The following is a 17,510-nucleotide window of genomic DNA, read 5'->3' on the forward strand; positions in this document are numbered from 1 at the left end:
GATGGATGGCAGAATTCAAGCAGTCCACCAAGCTTCATAATGTCCTTTACGACATCCGTGGACCGATTCTTCAGGCCGCCCAGCAGATGGAGGCAGAGGGTCACCGGATCCTCAAACTGAATATCGGAAACCCGGCCCCGTTCGGGTTTGAAGCGCCGGACGCGATCCTGGTGGACATGATCCGCCACCTGCCGCATGCCCAGGGCTACAGCGATTCCCGCGGCATTTTCTCCGCCCGCACCGCGGTCTCGCAGTACTACCAGACCCGCGGGATCCAGAACATCCACGTTGATGACATCTATTTGGGCAACGGCGTCAGCGAACTCATCACGATGTCGCTCATGGCCCTGCTCGACGACGGCGACGAAGTCCTGATCCCTACCCCGGACTACCCGCTGTGGACTGCCTCGGTCGCCCTGGCCAGCGGCAAGCCCGTGCACTACCTCTGCGACGAGGAGTCCGGCTGGCAGCCCGACCTCGAGGACCTGGAAGCGAAGATCACGCCGCGCACCAAGGGCATCGTGGTCATCAACCCCAACAACCCCACGGGTGCGGTGTATCCGGAGGCGACGCTGAAGAAGATCGTCGCCCTCGCCGAGAAGCACGGGCTGGTTCTCTTTGCCGACGAAATCTACGAGAAGATCCTCTACGAAGACGCCGTGCACGTAAACCTCGCCTCGCTCACGGGCGACGACGTCCTGTGCCTGACCTTCAGCGGGCTCTCCAAGGCCTACCGGGTCTGCGGCTTCCGGGCCGGCTGGATGGCCATCTCCGGGCCGAAGAAGGCCGCGGCGGACTACCTTGAGGGCATCAACCTGCTCGCCAACATGCGCCTCTGTGCGAATGTTCCGGCGCAGCACGCGATCCAGACCGCCCTCGGCGGTTATCAGAGCATCAATGACCTGATCCTGCCCGGCGGGCGGCTCCTGGAGCAGCGAAACAAGGCCTACGACATGCTCAACGCCATCCCGGGCGTCAGCACCCAGCAAGCCCGCGGTGCCATGTACCTGTTCCCGCGGCTGGACCCTGAGGTCTATCACATCCGCGACGACGAGAAATTCGTCCTGGACCTGCTCCGCGAGCAGAAGATCCTCCTCTCCCACGGCAGGGCGTTCAACTGGGTCCGGCCTGACCACTTCCGGATGGTGACGCTGCCCAACGTCAAGGACCTCGAGGAAGCGATTAACCGGATGGCGGACTTCCTGAGCCGGTACAAGGGGAACTAGGCTTCGGTCAGCAGCGCAATGGGGCACTCGCCCCCGCGGCCCGCGCTGCGCCAACCGGAAAGAGGCGTTGATGGCAGGCTCCGCGACATTCGATGACCACCCCTCGAAACTCCTGAAGGTCGGGAAGGGCTTTAGCCTGAAGGCGCTGGACCCCGACTCGACCCCCGGTTACGCCGGCGAGAAGCCCGACGGCGAGGAGCTGCTGGACAGGCTGGACGACAAACTCGCCCGTCTCCAGGAGCAGCTCTTCGCCGAGTCCCGGTTCGGCGGCACCAAACGGATCCTGCTGGTCCTGCAGGCCATGGACACTGCCGGCAAGGGCGGCATCGTCACCCACGTCATGGGCGCCATGAATCCGCACGGCGTCCAGCTGAAGTCCTTCAAGGCACCCACCCAGGCGGAAAAGTCGTACGACTTCTTGTGGCGGATTGAGAAGGAAGTGCCTGCGTCCGGGATGGTAGGGGTCTTCGACCGCTCCCACTATGAGGACGTCCTGATTCACCGCGTCCACCGCTGGGCGAGCCCCGAGGAGCTGGAGCGCCGGTACCGCGCCATCAACGAGTTTGAAGCACGGCAGACGGGGGCCGGGACCAAGATCGTCAAGGTGATGCTGCACATCAGCCGCGACGAGCAGAAGGCGCGCCTCCTGGCCCGTCTGGACGACCCCGCCAAGCTCTGGAAGTACAGCGGCGGGGACCTGAAGGAGCGGGCCTTCTGGGCGGACTACATGGACGCCTACCAGAAGGCCTTCGACAAGACCAGCACCGAGCTGGCCCCGTGGCATGTGGTGCCGGCCAACAAGAAATGGTACGCCCGCATCGCCGTGCAGCAGTTGCTCCTGGAAGCCCTCGAGAGCCTGAAACTTCAGTGGCCGGTTCCGGACCTCGACGTCGACATGGAACGCGAATTGGTGCTGCGGTCCTGAACTGCGGTCTCTCAGGGGCGGATTCCTAGCTCTCCTCCACGGCCTGGTCGCGGGCCGCGGCGAGCCGCTTGCGGGCGCCTTCGAGCCACTGTTCGCAGCGCTTGGCCAGCGCCTCGCCGCGCTCCCACAACGCGAGTGACTCCTCCAAGCTGGCGCCGCCGGCTTCCAGCTTGCCGACCACGCCGACCAGCTGCTCGCGGGCGTCCTCGTAGCTGAGGGCCTCGATGTCGGCGTTGGGGATTGATTCTGCTGCCATGCGGATGGTGCTCCTTGGTTAGTGCGGGGTCTGGTTTTGTGCGAAATCTGGCTAGTGCAATGTCTGATGATTGCCGTGTCTGCTGACAGCAATGTCGGGTTGTTCCGGGGCCCGGGGATGCGCTCTGCAGAGTCGCTCCGCGGAGTCGCTCCGGCGGGTCACTCCTCGGCCGGTACCTGGCCGCCGGTGGACTGTGCGCTGAAGCGGCCCCCGGCCACCCGGACCGTCAGGTCCGTGCCAGCGGGCGCCTGCGAGGGGTGCCGCACGACGTCCCGGCGGGTCCCGGGGGCTGCGCCGGCGTCGGCGAGCTGGACCACCGCGTAGCCGCGATCGAGCGTCTTCTGCGGCGAGAGTGCCCGCACCTGGGCCTTGAGGTGGACCAGCTGGTCCGCGGCCCGGACCACAGCTGTGCTGATGGCCGAGTGCGAGCGGAGTTTGAGCCGTTCGACGTCGTCGTGGCGCTGGGTGATCATGACGTCGGGGGACAGCAGCACCGGGCGGGAGCGCAGGGACGCCAGCCGGTCGCCCTCGCGTTCGACGAGCCGGACGACCCCGCGGCGGAGCTGATCGCGCGCCTGCCGGACCCGGGCAAGCTCCTCGACGACGTCCGGAACGATCCTCTTCGCCGCGTCGGTGGGGGTCGAAGCCCTGAGGTCGGCAACATCGTCGAGGATCGGCCGGTCTGCCTCGTGTCCGATGGCGCTCACCACGGGGGTGGACGCGTCCGCGACCGCCCGGATGAGTTCCTCGTTGCTGAACGGCAACAGGTCTTCGAGGGCGCCTCCGCCGCGGGCAATGACAATGACGTCGACCTCGGGATGGGCATCGAGCTCGCGCAACGCCGCTATCACCTGGGCGACGGCGGTGTTGCCTTGGACCGCGACTTCGCGAATCTCGAATTCAACGGCCGGCCAGCGCAGGGCAGCATTGCGAAGCACATCTTTCTTGGCATCGGAATCACGGCCGGTGATCAGGCCGATCCGGTGCGGGAGCAGCGGGAGCCGCTTCTTGCGGGAATCGGCAAAGAGCCCCTCGGCGGCGAGGGCCTGCCGCAGCCGCTCGATCCGGGCGAGGAGGTCGCCCAGCCCCACAGGCCTGATGTCCTTCACGGACATGTTCAGCCGGCCCGTCTTGAGCCAGAATTCGGCCTTGAGCAAGGCCACCACCCGGGACCCGCGTTCCAGCGGGGCGTCCTGGCGGTCCAGGACCGTGGTCCAGACCGACGCCGGCAACGAGATCTCGGCGTCGATGTCCCGCAGCGTCAGATAGGCATTGCTGCCCCGCCGGTTCAGCTCGATCACCTGCCCCTCAACCCAAGCCGAGGGTGCGCGGTCGATATGCATCTTGAGCTTCTGGGACAGCAACTGCAGCGGCCAGGGATTGTCCGGGCTGGTCTGGGCCGCGGTGGCCGGAAGCGTGGTGGCCGCCGCCGCTTCCTCAGGCATGCGTGGGCTCCGTGGCGGAGAGTGCCTCGTGGAATGCCTTGTGCATATGCGCGCGTGTCCTTTGCCCGGGCGGGACTGCCGGCACCCGCTTCCCGTCGGGGAGCGCCGGCCGGCAGCCGGAAGTTATCGCTTTCAACTCTATCCATAGCCTCACTGTCCATAGCTTTACCAGCGGGGCCTGACTTTATGGTCATGCGCGGGACCGCCATAGGATGGGTGGGACCCCAACGACCTCCTAGGAATCCCTTGCGCACTTTTGTCTCCGCTGCCGCCGCCCTCGTCGGGCTCTTGATGGCCGCCGTCGCCGTTCCTGCCATGTGGGTGGACCGGAACATCGTCCAGGAAGACGGTTTCGTTGCCCTGACCGCGCCGCTGGGCAAGGACCCGGCCTTCCAGCAACGGCTGGCCACGGCCGCCGTCGACGCCCTGGCCTCAGGCGCCAACATCCCCGAAGCCCTCACCCAGCTTGCCCGGCCGGTCCTGGACAACGCGGCACAATCGCTGACCGCGCTGCCCGGCTATTCCGAAGCCTGGGCAGAAACGTTGCGCAAGAGCCACCGCCTGACGTTCGCCGACCCCAGCACGGTGCCACCGGACGCGGACGTGACCTCGTCGCTGACTCTTGATGTGGCACCGCTCGTGGGACTCGTGGCACGTCAGGTTTCTGAGGCAACCACCCTGCCGCTGGAGGGCCCCGGCCAGGTGCTGATCCATATCGGGCAGTCCAACCAGCGCCAGCTCATCGAACGGGTCACCGTCTACGCCCCGATGGGATACGCCGTCGCAGTCGGCGCCTGCATCGCGTTCGTCATCGCGTTCGTTGCGGCCCGACGCCGATGGGCCGTTTTGGCAGGCATGGGCGTCGGGGCGCTGGTGCTCGCCGGGGTATGGAAACTTGCCAGCGACGCTGCCGGTACAGCCGTCGCCGCCACCTCGAGCGGCAACGATGTTGCGGAGCTCTTCAAGAGCGAGTTTGTCGCGGCGTGCTCAGCCGGTTTCGGGCAGTGGATCGTCGCTGCCGCCGTGGCCGGAGCGGCCCTGCTGGCCACGGGAATTGCCGTCCGCGTGACCGGGGCCCGCAAACGGGGCAACTTCGAACACCGGTAGCATGGGAGCATGACCTCCACCGCTGTATCCGTTCCGATGCCATCCGTTCCGCGCCGGCGGCGTTCACCGGAAGACGTTCTGGCAGCGGCCCCTGTCGCCGGCCCCAAAAAGGTTCTCCTGGCAGCCCCGCGCGGCTACTGCGCCGGCGTTGACCGCGCAGTCATCGCGGTGGAAAAAGCCCTTGAGCACTACGGCCCGCCCGTCTACGTGCGCAAGCAGATCGTGCACAACGTCCACGTCGTCAGCTCCCTGGAGGAGAAGGGTGCGATCTTCGTTGACGAAACCGACGAGGTCCCCGAAGGCGCCCTCGTGATCTTTTCGGCGCACGGCGTCTCACCGGCCGTCGTCCAGTCAGCGGAAGACCGCGGCCTTCGGACCATTGACGCGACCTGCCCGCTGGTCACCAAGGTGCACCGCGAAGCCGTCCGGTTCGCCAAAGACGACTTCGACATCCTGCTGATTGGCCACGACGGCCACGAGGAAGTGGAAGGCACCGCCGGCGAGGCGCCCGAGCACATCCAGATCATCAACGGCCCGCACGAGGTCGACAAGGTCACGGTCCGCGATCCGGAAAAGGTCATTTGGCTCTCGCAGACCACTCTCAGCGTTGACGAAACCATGGAGACCGTCCGCCTCCTCAAGGAGCGGTTCCCCACCTTGCAGGATCCGCCCAGCGACGACATCTGCTACGCCACCACCAACCGGCAGGTGGCCATCAAGAAGATCTCCCCCCAAGCGGACCTCGTGATCGTGGTGGGCTCCGCCAACTCGTCCAACTCCGTCCGCCTCGTAGAGGTGGCGCTGGAATACGGCGCCAAGGCCTCCTACCGTGTCGACTTCGCCAACGAGGTCGACGAGGCTTGGTTCGAGGGCGTCGCCACCGTCGGAGTGACGTCGGGGGCCTCCGTCCCCGAAGTGCTTGTCAAGGACGTGCTGCGGCTCTTGGCCGACTACGGCTATGGATCGGTCGAGGAAGTCGTCACGGCCGAGGAAGACCTCCTCTTCTCCCTGCCGAAGGAACTCCGAGCCACCCTGAAGCAGGCCGGCGATGTCTCCCGCGCCCTCGGCGGCCGCGGCACCCGCCCCGAGCAGTCGTAGGGTCCGGGCCCAGAACCCGGGCCCGGAACCCGGCCCGGCTCAGGCCGCTGACTCTTCCGACTCGTCACGGGGCTGCAGCTCGGGTGCTGCGACCGCCCGCGGCGTGACCTCGACGGCCGGGGGAGTGACCAAGCCGGTGGCTTCGAGGGAGTTCAGCTTCCTGGCGGTGGGCAGGACCCGGGCTTCGAGGGTCCCGACCATGGAGTTGTACCGCTCCACCGAGGTCTTCAGCGAGGACCCCAGCTTGGTGACGTTCTCGCCGAGTGTGCCCATGCGGTCGTAGAGCTGCCGGGCGAGCTCGAAGAGTTCCCGGGCGCTGTCCGTCAACACGTCCTGCCGCCACGTGAACGCCACGGCCTTCAGAACAGCCAGCAGGCTCCCGGGCGAGGCCAGGACCACGTTTTTCGACAATGCATAGTCCAGCAGCGCCGGATCCGCCGAAAGGGCGGCGGCCAGAATGGACTCTGCCGGAAGGAAGCAGATCACCAGTTCCGGGGAGTTGCCGGGGATGTCCCAGTACTTCTTGTTGCCCAGCGCGTCGACGTGGGCCTTGAGGGCCTTTGCGTGGGCGGCGAGGTGCGCCTGCTGGCTGCCGGACGGCTGGGCGGCCTGCCGGCCCGCGGGCGCCGCGCCGAGCTCCTGGGCGGCGAGATAGGACGCGAGGGGTACCTTCGCGTCGACGACGAGCTGCTTATCTCCGGGCAGCTGCACGACGAGGTCGGGCCGGAGGCTGCCGTCCGTCCCGGCGCTGTGGGCCTGCCCGCTGTGGACCTGTTCGTGGAAGTCCACGTGGCGCAGCATCCCTGCTGCCTCGACCACCCGACGCAGCTGAACCTCGCCCCACTGGCCGCGTGCGCTGTTGGACCGCAGGGCAGACTCGAGCGCATGCGTGGACCGCAGGAGCTGCTCATCGGACAGGCGGGCCTCCTGCAGCTGCTGGGCGAGCTGGCCGTACTGCTCCAGCCGGTCGCGTTCCAGCAGGGAGACCTGCTGCTGCACGGCCGTGAGTTTTTCCGCCACCGGTGCCAGCGCCCGGAGCACACTTCCGTCCTGGTTCCGGGACTCGCCCAGCTCCCGGTTCTGGGCCGCGAGAAGGCGCCGCTCGGCGTCGGCGGCGGCGAACTGCGCGCTGACCTCCGAAAGCCGGGCCGATACGCCGTCGAAGTCCTGTTCCACGGCGAGGTAGCGCCGGCGGAGCAGAACGAAAACGACGGCGGCGCCGGCAACGGCGCCCGTGAGCAGCATGAGCAGGGCAAGAATCAGTGCAAAAGCATCCATGACTTCACTGTTGCACGCCCCTGTGACAGTTTTAGCGCCGACGCCCGGATGACGCCCCGAACGGGCCCGTAAGACCGCCCGTACGACGCCAGGAAGGCACCCGGCAGGTGCCCGGAAGGCGCCCGGAAACGTTCCGGAACTGCGCTCCTGCCGGTTTCGGCCCGGCCGCCCTGACCCCCTGCCGGACCCGCCACGGCGATCCCCAGCCTGTGCGGGTAGAATATATGCTCGTGGCTCTTACTATTGGCATCGTCGGACTGCCCAACGTCGGCAAATCAACCCTTTTCAACGCACTGACCCGCAACCAGGTCCTCGCGGCGAACTATCCGTTCGCCACGATCGAGCCGAACATCGGCGTCGTGAACCTGCCGGATGCCCGGCTTGAAAAGCTGGCCGGCATCTTCGGCTCCCAGCGCCTGCTGCCTGCCGCCGTGTCCTTCGTGGACATCGCCGGCATCGTCAAGGGCGCATCGGAGGGTGAAGGACTGGGCAACCAGTTCCTCGCCAACATCCGCGAGGCCGAGGCCATCGCGCAGGTCGTCCGCGTGTTCGACGACCCGGACGTCATCCACGTCGACGGCAAGGTCGATCCCCGCTCCGACATGGAGACGATCAACACTGAGCTGATCCTGGCCGATCTGCAGACCATCGAAAAGGCCATCCCGAGGATCGAAAAAGAAGTCAAGATCAAAAAGCGCGAGGCGGCCGAACTGGCAGCCATCCTGGCGGCCCAGGCCGTCCTGGAACGCGGCGACACCATCTTCTCCTCGATCAAGAGCGACAAGCTGGAGATGGAGCACCTCAAGGAGCTCGGCCTCCTGACCGCCAAGCCCTTCATCTACGTCTTCAATGCTGACGAGGGGATTCTGGGCAGCCCGGAGAAGCAGGCCGAACTGCGCGCGCTTGTGGCCCCGGCGGACGCCATCTTCCTGGACGCCAAGCTCGAGTCCGATCTCGTGGAGCTCGACGAGGCAGAAGCCCGCGAGATGCTGGAAATGAACGGTCAGGATGAGTCCGGGCTGGACCAGTTGGCCCGTGTAGGCTTCCACACCCTCGGGCTGCAGACCTACCTCACGGCCGGTCCGAAGGAAACCCGCGCCTGGACCATCCGGCAGGGCGACACCGCCCCGCAGGCGGCCGGCGTGATCCACTCCGATTTCCAGCGCGGTTTCATCAAGGCCGAGGTCGTCTCCTTCGATGACCTGATCGAGGCCGGCTCCATGGCCGAGGCGAAGGCCCGCGGCAAGGTCCGGATCGAAGGCAAGGAATACATCATGGCCGACGGCGACGTCGTCGAATTTAGATTTAATGTATAGTTCCTGACCCGGTGGTGGCGCCTGCCTGAATATGTCCAATTGATTCAGTACCCCTCACCGACGGCTGCGCAGCACGAAAGTAGCCTGCCCGGACATGCTTGTCCCGGCAGGCTACTTTCGTATGTGCCCGCTTGGTTTAGAGGCGGGTGACGCCGATTGTGTGGTCGGTGGTGAACTCCTCAATGGCCCAGTCGCCGTTGAAACGACCCAACCCGGAATTGCGTTGGCCGCCGAATGCCACATGCGCTTCATCCTGGATTGTCATCTCGTTGATGAATGTCATACCGGCTTTGATCTTGTGGGCGAACTGCAGACCGCGGTCGAGGTTCTGGGTAAAGACCGCGCTGGAGAGGCCGAAGACGTGATCGTTGGCGAGCTGAAGGGCGTGAGTCTCGTCCTCGGCTCGCAGAATGGCGACCATGGGACCGAAGATCTCGTCGCGTGCGATCTCCATCTCGGCCGTGACGTCGGCGAAGACGTGTGGGGGCACGACCCTACCGTTGATCTCGCCTTCGACGACGGTGCGGGCGCCGGCCTCCCGGGCCCAGACGATTTTCTGCTTGAGTCCTGCAAGCTGGGAGTCGTTGACCACAGGGCCTACCAGGGTGCCTTCGGCGGCGGGGTCGCCGTATACAACCGACGCGGCAGCCTCGGCGAAGTGGGTGACGAACTCGTCGTAGACCGGGGCTTCGACGATGATCCGGTTGACGGACATGCAGATCTGGCCTGAGTGCAGGAAAGCACCAGGGACGGCGGCGGCTACGGCTGCTTCGAGGTTGGCGTCGTCGAGTACCACCAGTGGGGCGTTGCCGCCCAGCTCCAGAGCTACCCTCTTTAGGTGTTTGCCGCTGGTGGCGACGGTGCCTACGTTCTGTCCCACGGGGGTTGAGCCGGTGAAGGAAATCAGACCTGGGATAGGGTGGGCCACGAAGTCGTCGCCGATATCCGATCCGGCGCCGATAACAGTGGAGAGCACTCCGGCCGGCAGACCTGCTTCCTCGAAAATCCGTGCCAGGATGAGCGCGCCGGTAACAGGAGTGTCGCTGGCCGGTTTGAGGACCACGGCGTTCCCCAAGGCCAGGGCCGGTGCGACGGACCGCTGTGACAGGTGCAGGGGGAAGTTCCAGGGGCTGATGACGCCCACCACACCGATCGGTTTGCGGTAAACGCGCATCTCCCGGTTGGGGGTGTTGGAGTCGAAGATCCTGCCGTGGACGCGGGTGGGAAACGAGGCCGCTTCCTGGGTGATGCCGACGGCGAGTGAGACCTCGATGTTGGCCTTCAGCAGGGTGGAACCTGACTCGCGTACCAGCCAGTCAACTATCTCTTCGCGTCGCTCCTCGAGGATCTGCGCTGCACGGCGCATCACCTTCTGGCGTTCGGCCGGCGGCATGGCGGCCCACCCGGTCTGGGCTGCTTCGGCGGCGCGGTACGCCTCGTCGACGTCGTTGACGGAGGCCTGGCGGATGGTGGTCACTACGCTGTCGTCATAAGGGTTCGTCACGGTGAGTGTCTTCACGGACCGACCCTCACGCCATTGTCCGGCGATGTACTGGAGGGTGGTGTCCTGCCCGGCGAATCTCGCCGGTGCTTTGATGGTGGAGGTGGTCATGGGGTGTCGCTCCTGTTCAGATGTGCGGGACGTGCGGCTGGACTAGTTGGCATGTTCGCTGGCGAGGACCCGGAGGGAGTCTTCGATCTGCTCGCGGTCTGACCAGCTGCCGTGGAAGCCGAAGGGTACGCGGCCGGGCAGCTTCACCCGGGCGAGCGGGGTACGCCCGAATTCTGCTGTGTCATAGATGCACAGTTCGCTCAGCTCGGTCTGGCGGTTCCACCAGATGGAGAGCAGGTAGCCGTCGTCCTCGTTCACGGCCCCGGTCCGTGGGACGAAGATCGGTTCTGAGGGGTTGGTCAGGTCATCCAGCCCCTCGATCACCGTGACCGTTTCCTTAGTGAGGTCCGTCTTGGCCAGGCCGTCGCTCATGGTGTCGGCATCCCGGCCACGAGTGGTGGCGAAGTAGCCGAACTTGTGTTCCAGACCGACCTTGTTCGGGTTGATGGCCGGGAATTCACCCGCGATGTGGCTGGTGGCCTGGTTAGTGACGCGTCCGGTGTCGGTGTTGACGGTCCAGCGCCAGGGAATTGCGTTCATGAACCACTCGTGGGAGTCGACAGGGCGGGTGATGCGGTCCGCCGGCGTGCCAAAGCGCTCCTTGATGCGCGGAGCCTCAATGACGATTTCGTTGCCTCGCTCGTAGGCATTGAAGAAGTGGGTCGGGAAGAACGTCTCGTCGACCCGGTAGGTACGCACTTCATGGGTCGTCCGGTGCATGGTCACGATCTCGACGCCGTTGTTCGTGGCCGCGGGGTCCCACACCAGGCCCGGCTTGCCCTGGCCGATATTGGGTGCCAGGAACAGCCCCGGGGTTACAAAGAAGATCGCGTAGTTCTTGCTCACGGCGAAGTCATGGAACATCGACGGGGCGCTGGTGCTGAAGGCGAAGGTGTCGAGGACCTTTCCGTGCCGGTCTGCCTCGTACCAGGTGATGTTGTTCCCCATGTAGGAGTAGAAGAGCATGTTCCCGGTGTCCGGGTCGAGCTTGTAGTGGGCCGTGCAGGTGAATGGGACATCGCCGTTGAAGTCATATGTTCCGTACGTTTCCAGGGACTGCGGGTTCATCTGGTGCGGCAGTCCGCCCTCGAAGAAGACGAGCAGCCGGTCGGCGAGGACGCCGACGTTGGTGTTGGGAACGTTTTTCATGGGCGGGGCGCCGGCTGGAAGTGACGGGGCCGTGCCGCCGTTGACGAAACCGGAGTAGATAGCTTCTCCCGCCTCCATCTCGACCTTCAGCGCATCGGTCATGACCCATTTATTGCGGTATGCGGCCTTGCCGTCGCGGAGATATGTTGCGTAGACCATGCCGTCACCTTCGAACCAGTGGTAGCGGTCTGTGTTGCGGGGCTTGAACTTGGGGTTGGAGCCGGTTCGGAACAGGGCTCCGTCGAGGTCTTCGGGTATCTTGCCGATGACTTCGAGGTCGAAGGCGTCGGTTTCCTCGTGCCAGGGGGTGAAGGGGCCGTTGAGGAATTTGTTGTCTGTCTCCCACATGGTGGTGCCTTTCGGTGGTGGAGTTCTAGGATTTCTTGGCCGGGGAGGGCCAGATGCCGTGGTTGCCCGGTGAGAGCGTTCCGGCGGGATCCAGCGCGTCCTTGAGGGAGGTGTAGAGGCGGTTCAGGGCGTGGTCGTTGAAGTCGAAGTTCTTTGCCACGTGCCCGATCAGTGAGGGGTGGGCGCGGTATTCGCTCCAGCCCCATTCGGCAGCCTTTTGACACATGAGTTCGACGGCGGCGTGTGCGGCTGCCGCTTCGGCGGGGTTGTTCACGTCGAAGAAGACCATGCAGGCGCCCACGAGGCTGCGGGTGTTGGCGATCCAACCGAAGCCCGCGACCAGTCCGGCTTCTTCGAGGATGGTCCGGACCATGAGCTCGTGTTTGGCGGCGGATTCGCCGTCGAACGGGATCGCGGGCGAGAAGTCGATGTGGCCCACGTTTTCGCCCATGTGCTTCTTCATCATGTCCAGCAGGAACATGTTGGGAATGCCGGCCGGGACCAGGTCCAGGGGGTGAACATCCTCGGGACTGACGTCGCCGCGGTAGGAGCGTAGGTCGACGGTGACTCCGGGCAGGTGGGCCACGGCGTCGGTAACAATGCGGCGTCGCGCCTCCACGATGGCTTCGTGGCCGTAGAAGGCAATGCGGGCGTGCCAGCGTCCCGGCGGCAGCGTCGCGGACAGCTTGGCCGCCTTCGACATGCCGGCAGTGTCCTCCATCGGGTTGGCCCGGCCGTCCGCTGGTTCCGGTGAGCTTGTGATCAGCGGCAGGCCCTGGATGGTGCCATCCAGCACGAGGGGGCGGAGCGCGTCGATGAGCGGGGCGATGTCCTCGTCGTTGTGGCAGATGATTGCCCCGGTGGTGAATACCTCCGGTTCGGGCATGAGCCAGACACCCATTTTGGACACGATGCCGAAGTTGGACTGCATGAACAGGCTGTCCAGGGAGGGGCCGAAGCCGCGTTTGTGCCGCTGCCACATGGGGCTATTGCTGATTGCGCCCAGGCCGGTGCGGACCACTTCGCCGGAGGCGAGGACCACTTCCATGCCGCAGACGGCGCTGGCGTGGTCGCCGTTGACGGTGTAGCCGTAGCCGTGGTCGAGGGTGTTTCCGACGATGCTTCCCCAACCGAGGTCCGGGACGGAAATCCAGAGCTTCAGCCCGCGGGCCTTGATCTCGTTGTAGAGGTCGAAGAAGCTCACGCCGGGCTCGAGCAGGGCGTAGCCGGCAGCTTCGTTGATTTCCAGGATCTTGTTCATCCGGCGCAGGCTCAGGACCACGGAGCCGTTGACCACCGGCGCGGAGCCGCCGTAGCCGTAGTTGCGTCCGGTGGAGGAGGTCCAGAGCTGGATCTGCAGTTCATTGGCAATCCGGACCACAGCCTGGATTTCCTCAACGGTGGAGGGCTGGACCACGAAGGAGGGCTGGTAGTCCCCGGCGTCTGCGCCTTCGTAGGGGTCGTGGAACTCCTTGACCTGTCTCTCATCCAGCAGGACGGCGTCGGCGCCGAGGACGTCGGTCATGCGGGCGATGGCCTGGGTCAGGACCGACGGCGAAGATTTGAGTTCGGTGGATGTTGTCATGTGCTGTGTCACGCTCCGTTGCTTGACGGGTGTTCAACTCCGAACACCGGTTGCTTCAAGTGTGGTGTGGCACACAGGGTTGGCTCTTGGTGCCGGACGGCAAGAAAAGTCGCTTTGTATGGCGCCTGGGAGCAAAGACGTCCCGACGGATCCCTATACTTGGCTTCCGGTGGGCAAGACCAAGGGTGGTTTGTGACAGTGATGCAATGGATGGAAAGTCTCCGCCCGACAGGGGATGGTGCGGTGGATGGCCCGGCGTCGGATCCGGAGATCATTGCCAGCGCCGAGACGGAAATTGGCGCGCCAGCCACGGCATGGGCCGTCGAGGCTGCCGCGGAGATAGTCCGCCAAGTGGATGAGGACTTCAGGCTCGCCGGGACACCCGGCATGATGACCGGTACCGAGCGCGAGGGCTGTGAAGCGTCCCTCCTCACAACCTTGATCGGTTTGCACCGCGGCACCGCGGCAGCTGACATCGTGGCTCCGCGCGGCGCTCAGGAAAATGTGCGTTTGTCCGTGCGGCAAGGCGTCCCGATCGGGTCCGTGCTGCGCACCGTCTGGGCCTGCCACACCCGGGTCCAGGATGCGCTGCTGGCCGTCATCGAGCACGAAGTCCCAGCGGACCGCATGGTCGCTGAAGTGCGGGAGCTCAACGCAGCCCTTTTTTCTTACGTGAACTCCTACGTCAGCGACCTCATGCACGGCTACGAAGACGAACTCTCCCTGTGGCATGGCAGGCTTCCAGCCGAACGGCTGAGGGTTCTCACGGCAATCCTCGACGGCGAAGAGCCCGGCGCGGACGCCGAACGCATTCTCGGCATCCGGCTCGGCAGGCACCATCTGGTCGCCTTGGCCTGGCCCGCCACCAGCGGGCACATCCCGGACCGTGAGGCGGCGCGCCAGCGATTCGGCACCGACGCGGCGCAGGCGCTCGGCGCCGCCGGCTTCCTGACCGTCGAGTACCAAGGCACGACGCTCTTCTGGTGGGGGTTCAACACACGCCCGCATCCCTCAGTGGCGAATGTGCTTCGTGCTGTACCACGTGCCGATTGGATCCACCTCGCAGCCGGACGGCCCGGCTCCGGGCTAGCCGGTCTTCGGGACAGCCACTTTGAGGCACAACAGGCCGCGCGGGTCGCACGGCTTTCGCCGCGGCAGAAATTCTGGGACTACGACGACGCCGGCATGCTGGCCCTGCTCATTGCCGACCCGCAGGGGGCCGCAAGATTCGTGCAGGTCCAGCTCGGTGGCCTGCTGGGCACAGATCAAAAACTAACCGACGTCCGCGACACGCTACGCCACTTCCTGCTGGCTGGCAGCAGCCGCCTCGCCGCAGCCCAAGCCTTGCATTTGGCCACGAACACCGTGGCGTACAGGGTCAAACGAGCCGCCGAGCTACTCGGCCGGCCGATCAGCGAGAACCCAGCGGTGACCCTTGCGGCGCTGGAGATGGCGCATGCGTTCCCGCATCTAATGGACGCCCCGGCGCTTGGGCAGTGACGGAGCGGGCGGAGATACCGAGGTGGATGCCTGCTCGCAAGGTATGCGCCGACATCCACCTGACGTGATGGTTCTCGGCTACGTAACGTGGTGGAATTTAGACTGGCGCTCTAACGTCTGGCGAGACCTCGGCCCCCTCGGCGGTCGAGAGACCGAGTTCACTGCTGCATCTCAGGAGTGTGCGATCCGGCACGGGACGACACTATTAGGAGGCCGCAAAGCGCGCGGCGGCCATGCCCGGTTGCCATTACCTTAGGGTTCCGTTCACGCCCGACGGCGAAACGCACAAGGTGGGTCCGGCTCCGACCGTGGCAGACACCGCACTGATCTGCCCGGCCAGAGGCATCAAAGTCTCCACTCTGAAACAGTTGTGCCGGGTCCGGGCTATTTGGCCGTAGCGCTGGCCGGTGCTTTTTTGACAGTGGCCAGCAGGAGGACTCCGGCGACGGCTGTGGCGCCGGCAAGCAGGAATGCGATGAATGCTTCTGCCGGGGCTGTGTCGGCCTCACCGAGGACGGCAATGCCCAGGGTGACGGCGACGAGCGGATCGATTACTGTCAGGCCTGCGACGACGAGTTCGGATGTCCCTCGGGTGTGGGCGTTTTGGACCAGGAATGTCCCGAACAGGGCGGCGATGATTAGCCCTGCCAGACAGGTCAGGGACAGCCATTCGAAGTCGCCCTGGAAGAGCCGGGCAATGACGGTTTTGGCCAGGGCCGCGACAAACCCGAAGAGGATCCCGGCTCCGGCCGTGAACACGACGGCGCCCCAGCGGTGGCGCCAGAGACCGAAACCCGTCCCGAGCGCGGCGAGGACAGCGCCGAGCAGTATCAGAATAGTGCTGAGGTGCCGGTCGTTGATTTCAACATCCCGCGCGGAAACTGCAGCGACTGCAACGAACACCCCCACACCGGCAATGCACAGGGCCACGGATGTGAGCGCGCGGCGGCCCGGGGACCTCCGGGTCGTTCTGGCGGTAGCCAGGGTGGTGACCACAAGGGCGACCGCCCCGATGGGCTGCACAACGATCAGGGGTGAGAATCTCAGGCTCGTGAGCTGCAGGAGGATTGCCGCTCCCAGCATGGCTGTGCCGGCGAGCCAGGCCGGTTTGCCCAGGAGGGCTTGCAACCGGCCCCCGCCCATGCTCCCGGCTGCGCGCCCCGGTGCGGGCCCCTGCTCGTCTACGGCTTTGTGTTGGAAGAGGGTGCCGAGGGCCAGCAGGATCGCTCCGGCGAGGGCGATCGGGATGCCAAGCCAGTGATACGACGACAAGGTCGGCACGGCGACAGTCTGGATCATGATCCGACCCTACAGGTGGCTTGCCGCGCTGACCGCACCGTCTCAGCGTCTTCCTGTGAACGCGCCCGAAGATCCCGAAGCCCTTCCAGAGTTTCTTGAGCTGGCCGGTTCCCGCGTGAGAACGCCCTCCGCTTTTCTCAAGGGGCAGGAATGGACATGGCCGCCGGTGAGTCGGTTGGGGAAGGGACGGCCGTCCCGGACGGGCTCGAAGTCACGGTGTCTGCCGGCGTGGGCGTTGCAGTTGGCGACGGAGTCGGCCGGGGCGGAAGCGGGATTGGCACGTAGTCCGGCGGGTACTCCGGCAGCGGGACAGCGGACCTGGAGTCGCACTCGGGTACCCATTGGACGTGTCCATGAAGAATGTCGTCATCGATCTGTTCAATATGTATGCGGCCGCGTCGCTGCATTCTGGCCCTTTGGGCCGCTATGTAGGTGCGAGGAGCTTTGCCTGCAGGGATCAGCCACAAAGCCCATAATCGCTGCGTCGTGATCGACGCGGACGGAAACCGGCTGCTCTCGCAGAAAATCCCCAACGACGAACCCGCCCTGCTCGAACTCATCGCCACCGTACTGAAACTCGCCGAAGGCTACGACGTCATCTGGGCGACCGACCTGAACCACGGCGGACCCGCGCTTCTGATCGCCATCCTCGTCGCCCACGGCCAGACCATCCTCTACATCCCCGGCCGGATCGTGCACCACGCCTCCAAGCTCTACCGCGGAGAGGGCAAAACAGACGCGAAAGACGCAGCCGTCATCGCCGACCAGGCCCGGATGCGCAAAGACCTCCAAGCTCTACGGGCCGGGGACGAGATCAGAACGGGCCTGCGGATCCTCACCGCTGGCGACGTGTGGCTGGATCCGATCGCTCTTCCCCACGAGAGCAACCAGACTATGGTCGTCGCAACCGTCCGCTTCGCTCCCGGCGCGCGGACGGCCTGGCACTCCCACTAGCACGGCCAGTACTTGCGCGTCACCCAAGGCGTAGGACGTTTCGGTACCCGGGACGGAAGAATCATCGAAGTCCATCCCGACCAGACGCCTTACACCCCGCCCGGGGGAGGAGCATTGGCACGCCACCGCCCCCGGCTCCTTCATGGAACACATCGCCATGCTGCAAGACGGCGAGGACCCGGCCAAGACCACCACCTGGGGCGAACACATCACAGACGACGAGTACAATGGCCTCTAACCACCTACGCCATTCACGGCCCGAAAAGTTGAGGTCCGCATCTCACGTCGAAACGGCACCCCGCATCTAGGGCAGCTCTCGCATACGACAGTTGAGCAGAGGTTAGTCGGCTACGGAACGTGGCCGAATTCTGCTTCAACGTCTGATGTCCTCCGCCCGGCAGTGCGGTAATTC

The 17,510-nt window shown here is 65.3% G+C and carries 13 protein-coding genes and 2 pseudogenes; 8 read left to right on the top strand and 7 right to left on the bottom strand.

Annotation, left to right across the window (positions count from 1 at the left end):
• The first annotated feature begins 5 nt into the window (after positions 1–5).
• Positions 6–1,226: a pyridoxal phosphate-dependent aminotransferase gene (locus tag ABD243_RS04600; protein ID WP_091248941.1), complete on the top strand. Its 1,221-nt coding sequence runs from the start codon at positions 6–8 to the stop codon at positions 1,224–1,226.
• 70 nt (positions 1,227–1,296) lie between these two features.
• The gene (locus ABD243_RS04605) at positions 1,297–2,151 is read left to right on the top strand and encodes a PPK2 family polyphosphate kinase (protein WP_344362592.1); all 855 of its coding nucleotides are present in this window, start codon (positions 1,297–1,299) and stop codon (positions 2,149–2,151) included.
• A 25-nt stretch (positions 2,152–2,176) separates the two neighbouring features.
• On the opposite strand, the gene ABD243_RS04610 is transcribed toward ABD243_RS04605, so the two are convergent.
• Positions 2,177–2,407 carry an exodeoxyribonuclease VII small subunit gene (locus ABD243_RS04610; RefSeq protein ID WP_116767306.1) on the bottom strand — a complete coding sequence of 77 codons (231 nt, stop codon included), beginning with the start codon at positions 2,405–2,407 and terminating at the stop codon, positions 2,177–2,179.
• A 158-nt stretch (positions 2,408–2,565) separates the two neighbouring features.
• Positions 2,566–3,852, bottom strand: coding sequence for an exodeoxyribonuclease VII large subunit (xseA, locus tag ABD243_RS04615; protein WP_344362595.1), 1,287 nt, complete (start codon positions 3,850–3,852; stop codon positions 2,566–2,568).
• Positions 3,853–4,098: 246 nt separating this feature from the next.
• On the opposite strand from xseA, the gene ABD243_RS04620 reads away from it, so the two are divergent.
• Together ABD243_RS04620 and ABD243_RS04625 are read left to right on the top strand one after the other, a co-directional pair.
• Entirely contained in the window at positions 4,099–4,959 is an 861-nt protein-coding gene (locus ABD243_RS04620) for a hypothetical protein (protein WP_344362597.1), read from the top strand.
• Positions 4,960–4,968: 9 nt separating this feature from the next.
• Positions 4,969–6,057: a 4-hydroxy-3-methylbut-2-enyl diphosphate reductase gene (locus tag ABD243_RS04625; RefSeq protein ID WP_091248953.1), complete on the top strand. Its 1,089-nt coding sequence runs from the start codon at positions 4,969–4,971 to the stop codon at positions 6,055–6,057.
• 39 nt (positions 6,058–6,096) lie between these two features.
• Here the strand turns inward: ABD243_RS04625 and ABD243_RS04630 are convergent, their stop codons facing one another.
• Entirely contained in the window at positions 6,097–7,335 is a 1,239-nt protein-coding gene (locus tag ABD243_RS04630) for a DNA recombination protein RmuC (protein WP_116767309.1), read from the bottom strand.
• Positions 7,336–7,565: 230 nt separating this feature from the next.
• Between ABD243_RS04630 and ychF the strand changes: the two genes are divergently transcribed.
• The gene (gene ychF / locus ABD243_RS04635; protein WP_091249401.1) at positions 7,566–8,651 is read left to right on the top strand and encodes a redox-regulated ATPase YchF; all 1,086 of its coding nucleotides are present in this window, start codon (positions 7,566–7,568) and stop codon (positions 8,649–8,651) included.
• 136 nt (positions 8,652–8,787) lie between these two features.
• Here ychF and ABD243_RS04640 read toward each other — a convergent pair whose 3' ends face one another.
• Genes ABD243_RS04640 through ABD243_RS04650 form a run of 3 tightly spaced genes read right to left on the bottom strand, consistent with a single transcriptional unit; the run spans position 8,788 to position 13,357 of the window.
• Positions 8,788–10,263, bottom strand: a complete 1,476-nt coding sequence (locus ABD243_RS04640; RefSeq protein WP_344362601.1) for an aldehyde dehydrogenase family protein — start codon at positions 10,261–10,263, stop codon at positions 8,788–8,790.
• 42 nt (positions 10,264–10,305) lie between these two features.
• A complete protein-coding gene (locus ABD243_RS04645) occupies positions 10,306–11,760 on the bottom strand; it encodes a carotenoid oxygenase family protein (RefSeq protein ID WP_344362603.1) in 1,455 nt (484 codons plus the stop codon).
• Between the two features lie 25 nt (positions 11,761–11,785).
• Entirely contained in the window at positions 11,786–13,357 is a 1,572-nt protein-coding gene (locus ABD243_RS04650) for an FAD-binding oxidoreductase (RefSeq protein WP_344362605.1), read from the bottom strand.
• Positions 13,358–13,555: 198 nt separating this feature from the next.
• On the opposite strand from ABD243_RS04650, the gene ABD243_RS04655 reads away from it, so the two are divergent.
• Positions 13,556–14,845 (top strand): PucR family transcriptional regulator, encoded by a 1,290-nt coding sequence (locus ABD243_RS04655; protein ID WP_344362607.1) that lies wholly within the window; start codon positions 13,556–13,558, stop codon positions 14,843–14,845.
• A 384-nt stretch (positions 14,846–15,229) separates the two neighbouring features.
• On the opposite strand, the gene ABD243_RS04660 is transcribed toward ABD243_RS04655, so the two are convergent.
• Positions 15,230–16,144 carry a DMT family transporter gene (locus ABD243_RS04660; RefSeq protein WP_344362610.1) on the bottom strand — a complete coding sequence of 305 codons (915 nt, stop codon included), beginning with the start codon at positions 16,142–16,144 and terminating at the stop codon, positions 15,230–15,232.
• A gap of 432 nt (positions 16,145–16,576) precedes the next feature.
• Here ABD243_RS04660 and ABD243_RS04665 point away from each other — a divergent pair.
• Both ABD243_RS04665 and ABD243_RS04670 read left to right on the top strand, forming a co-directional pair.
• A pseudogene (locus ABD243_RS04665) lies at positions 16,577–16,987 on the top strand (IS110 family transposase); the annotation flags it as partial.
• A pseudogene (locus ABD243_RS04670) lies at positions 16,970–17,336 on the top strand (cupin domain-containing protein). The pseudogenes ABD243_RS04665 and ABD243_RS04670, both read left to right, overlap by 18 nt.
• The last annotated feature ends 174 nt before the right edge of the window (positions 17,337–17,510 follow it).

The sequence above is a fragment of the Arthrobacter humicola genome, assembly GCF_039531445.1.
Classification (GTDB): Bacteria; Actinomycetota; Actinomycetes; order Actinomycetales; family Micrococcaceae; genus Arthrobacter; species Arthrobacter humicola.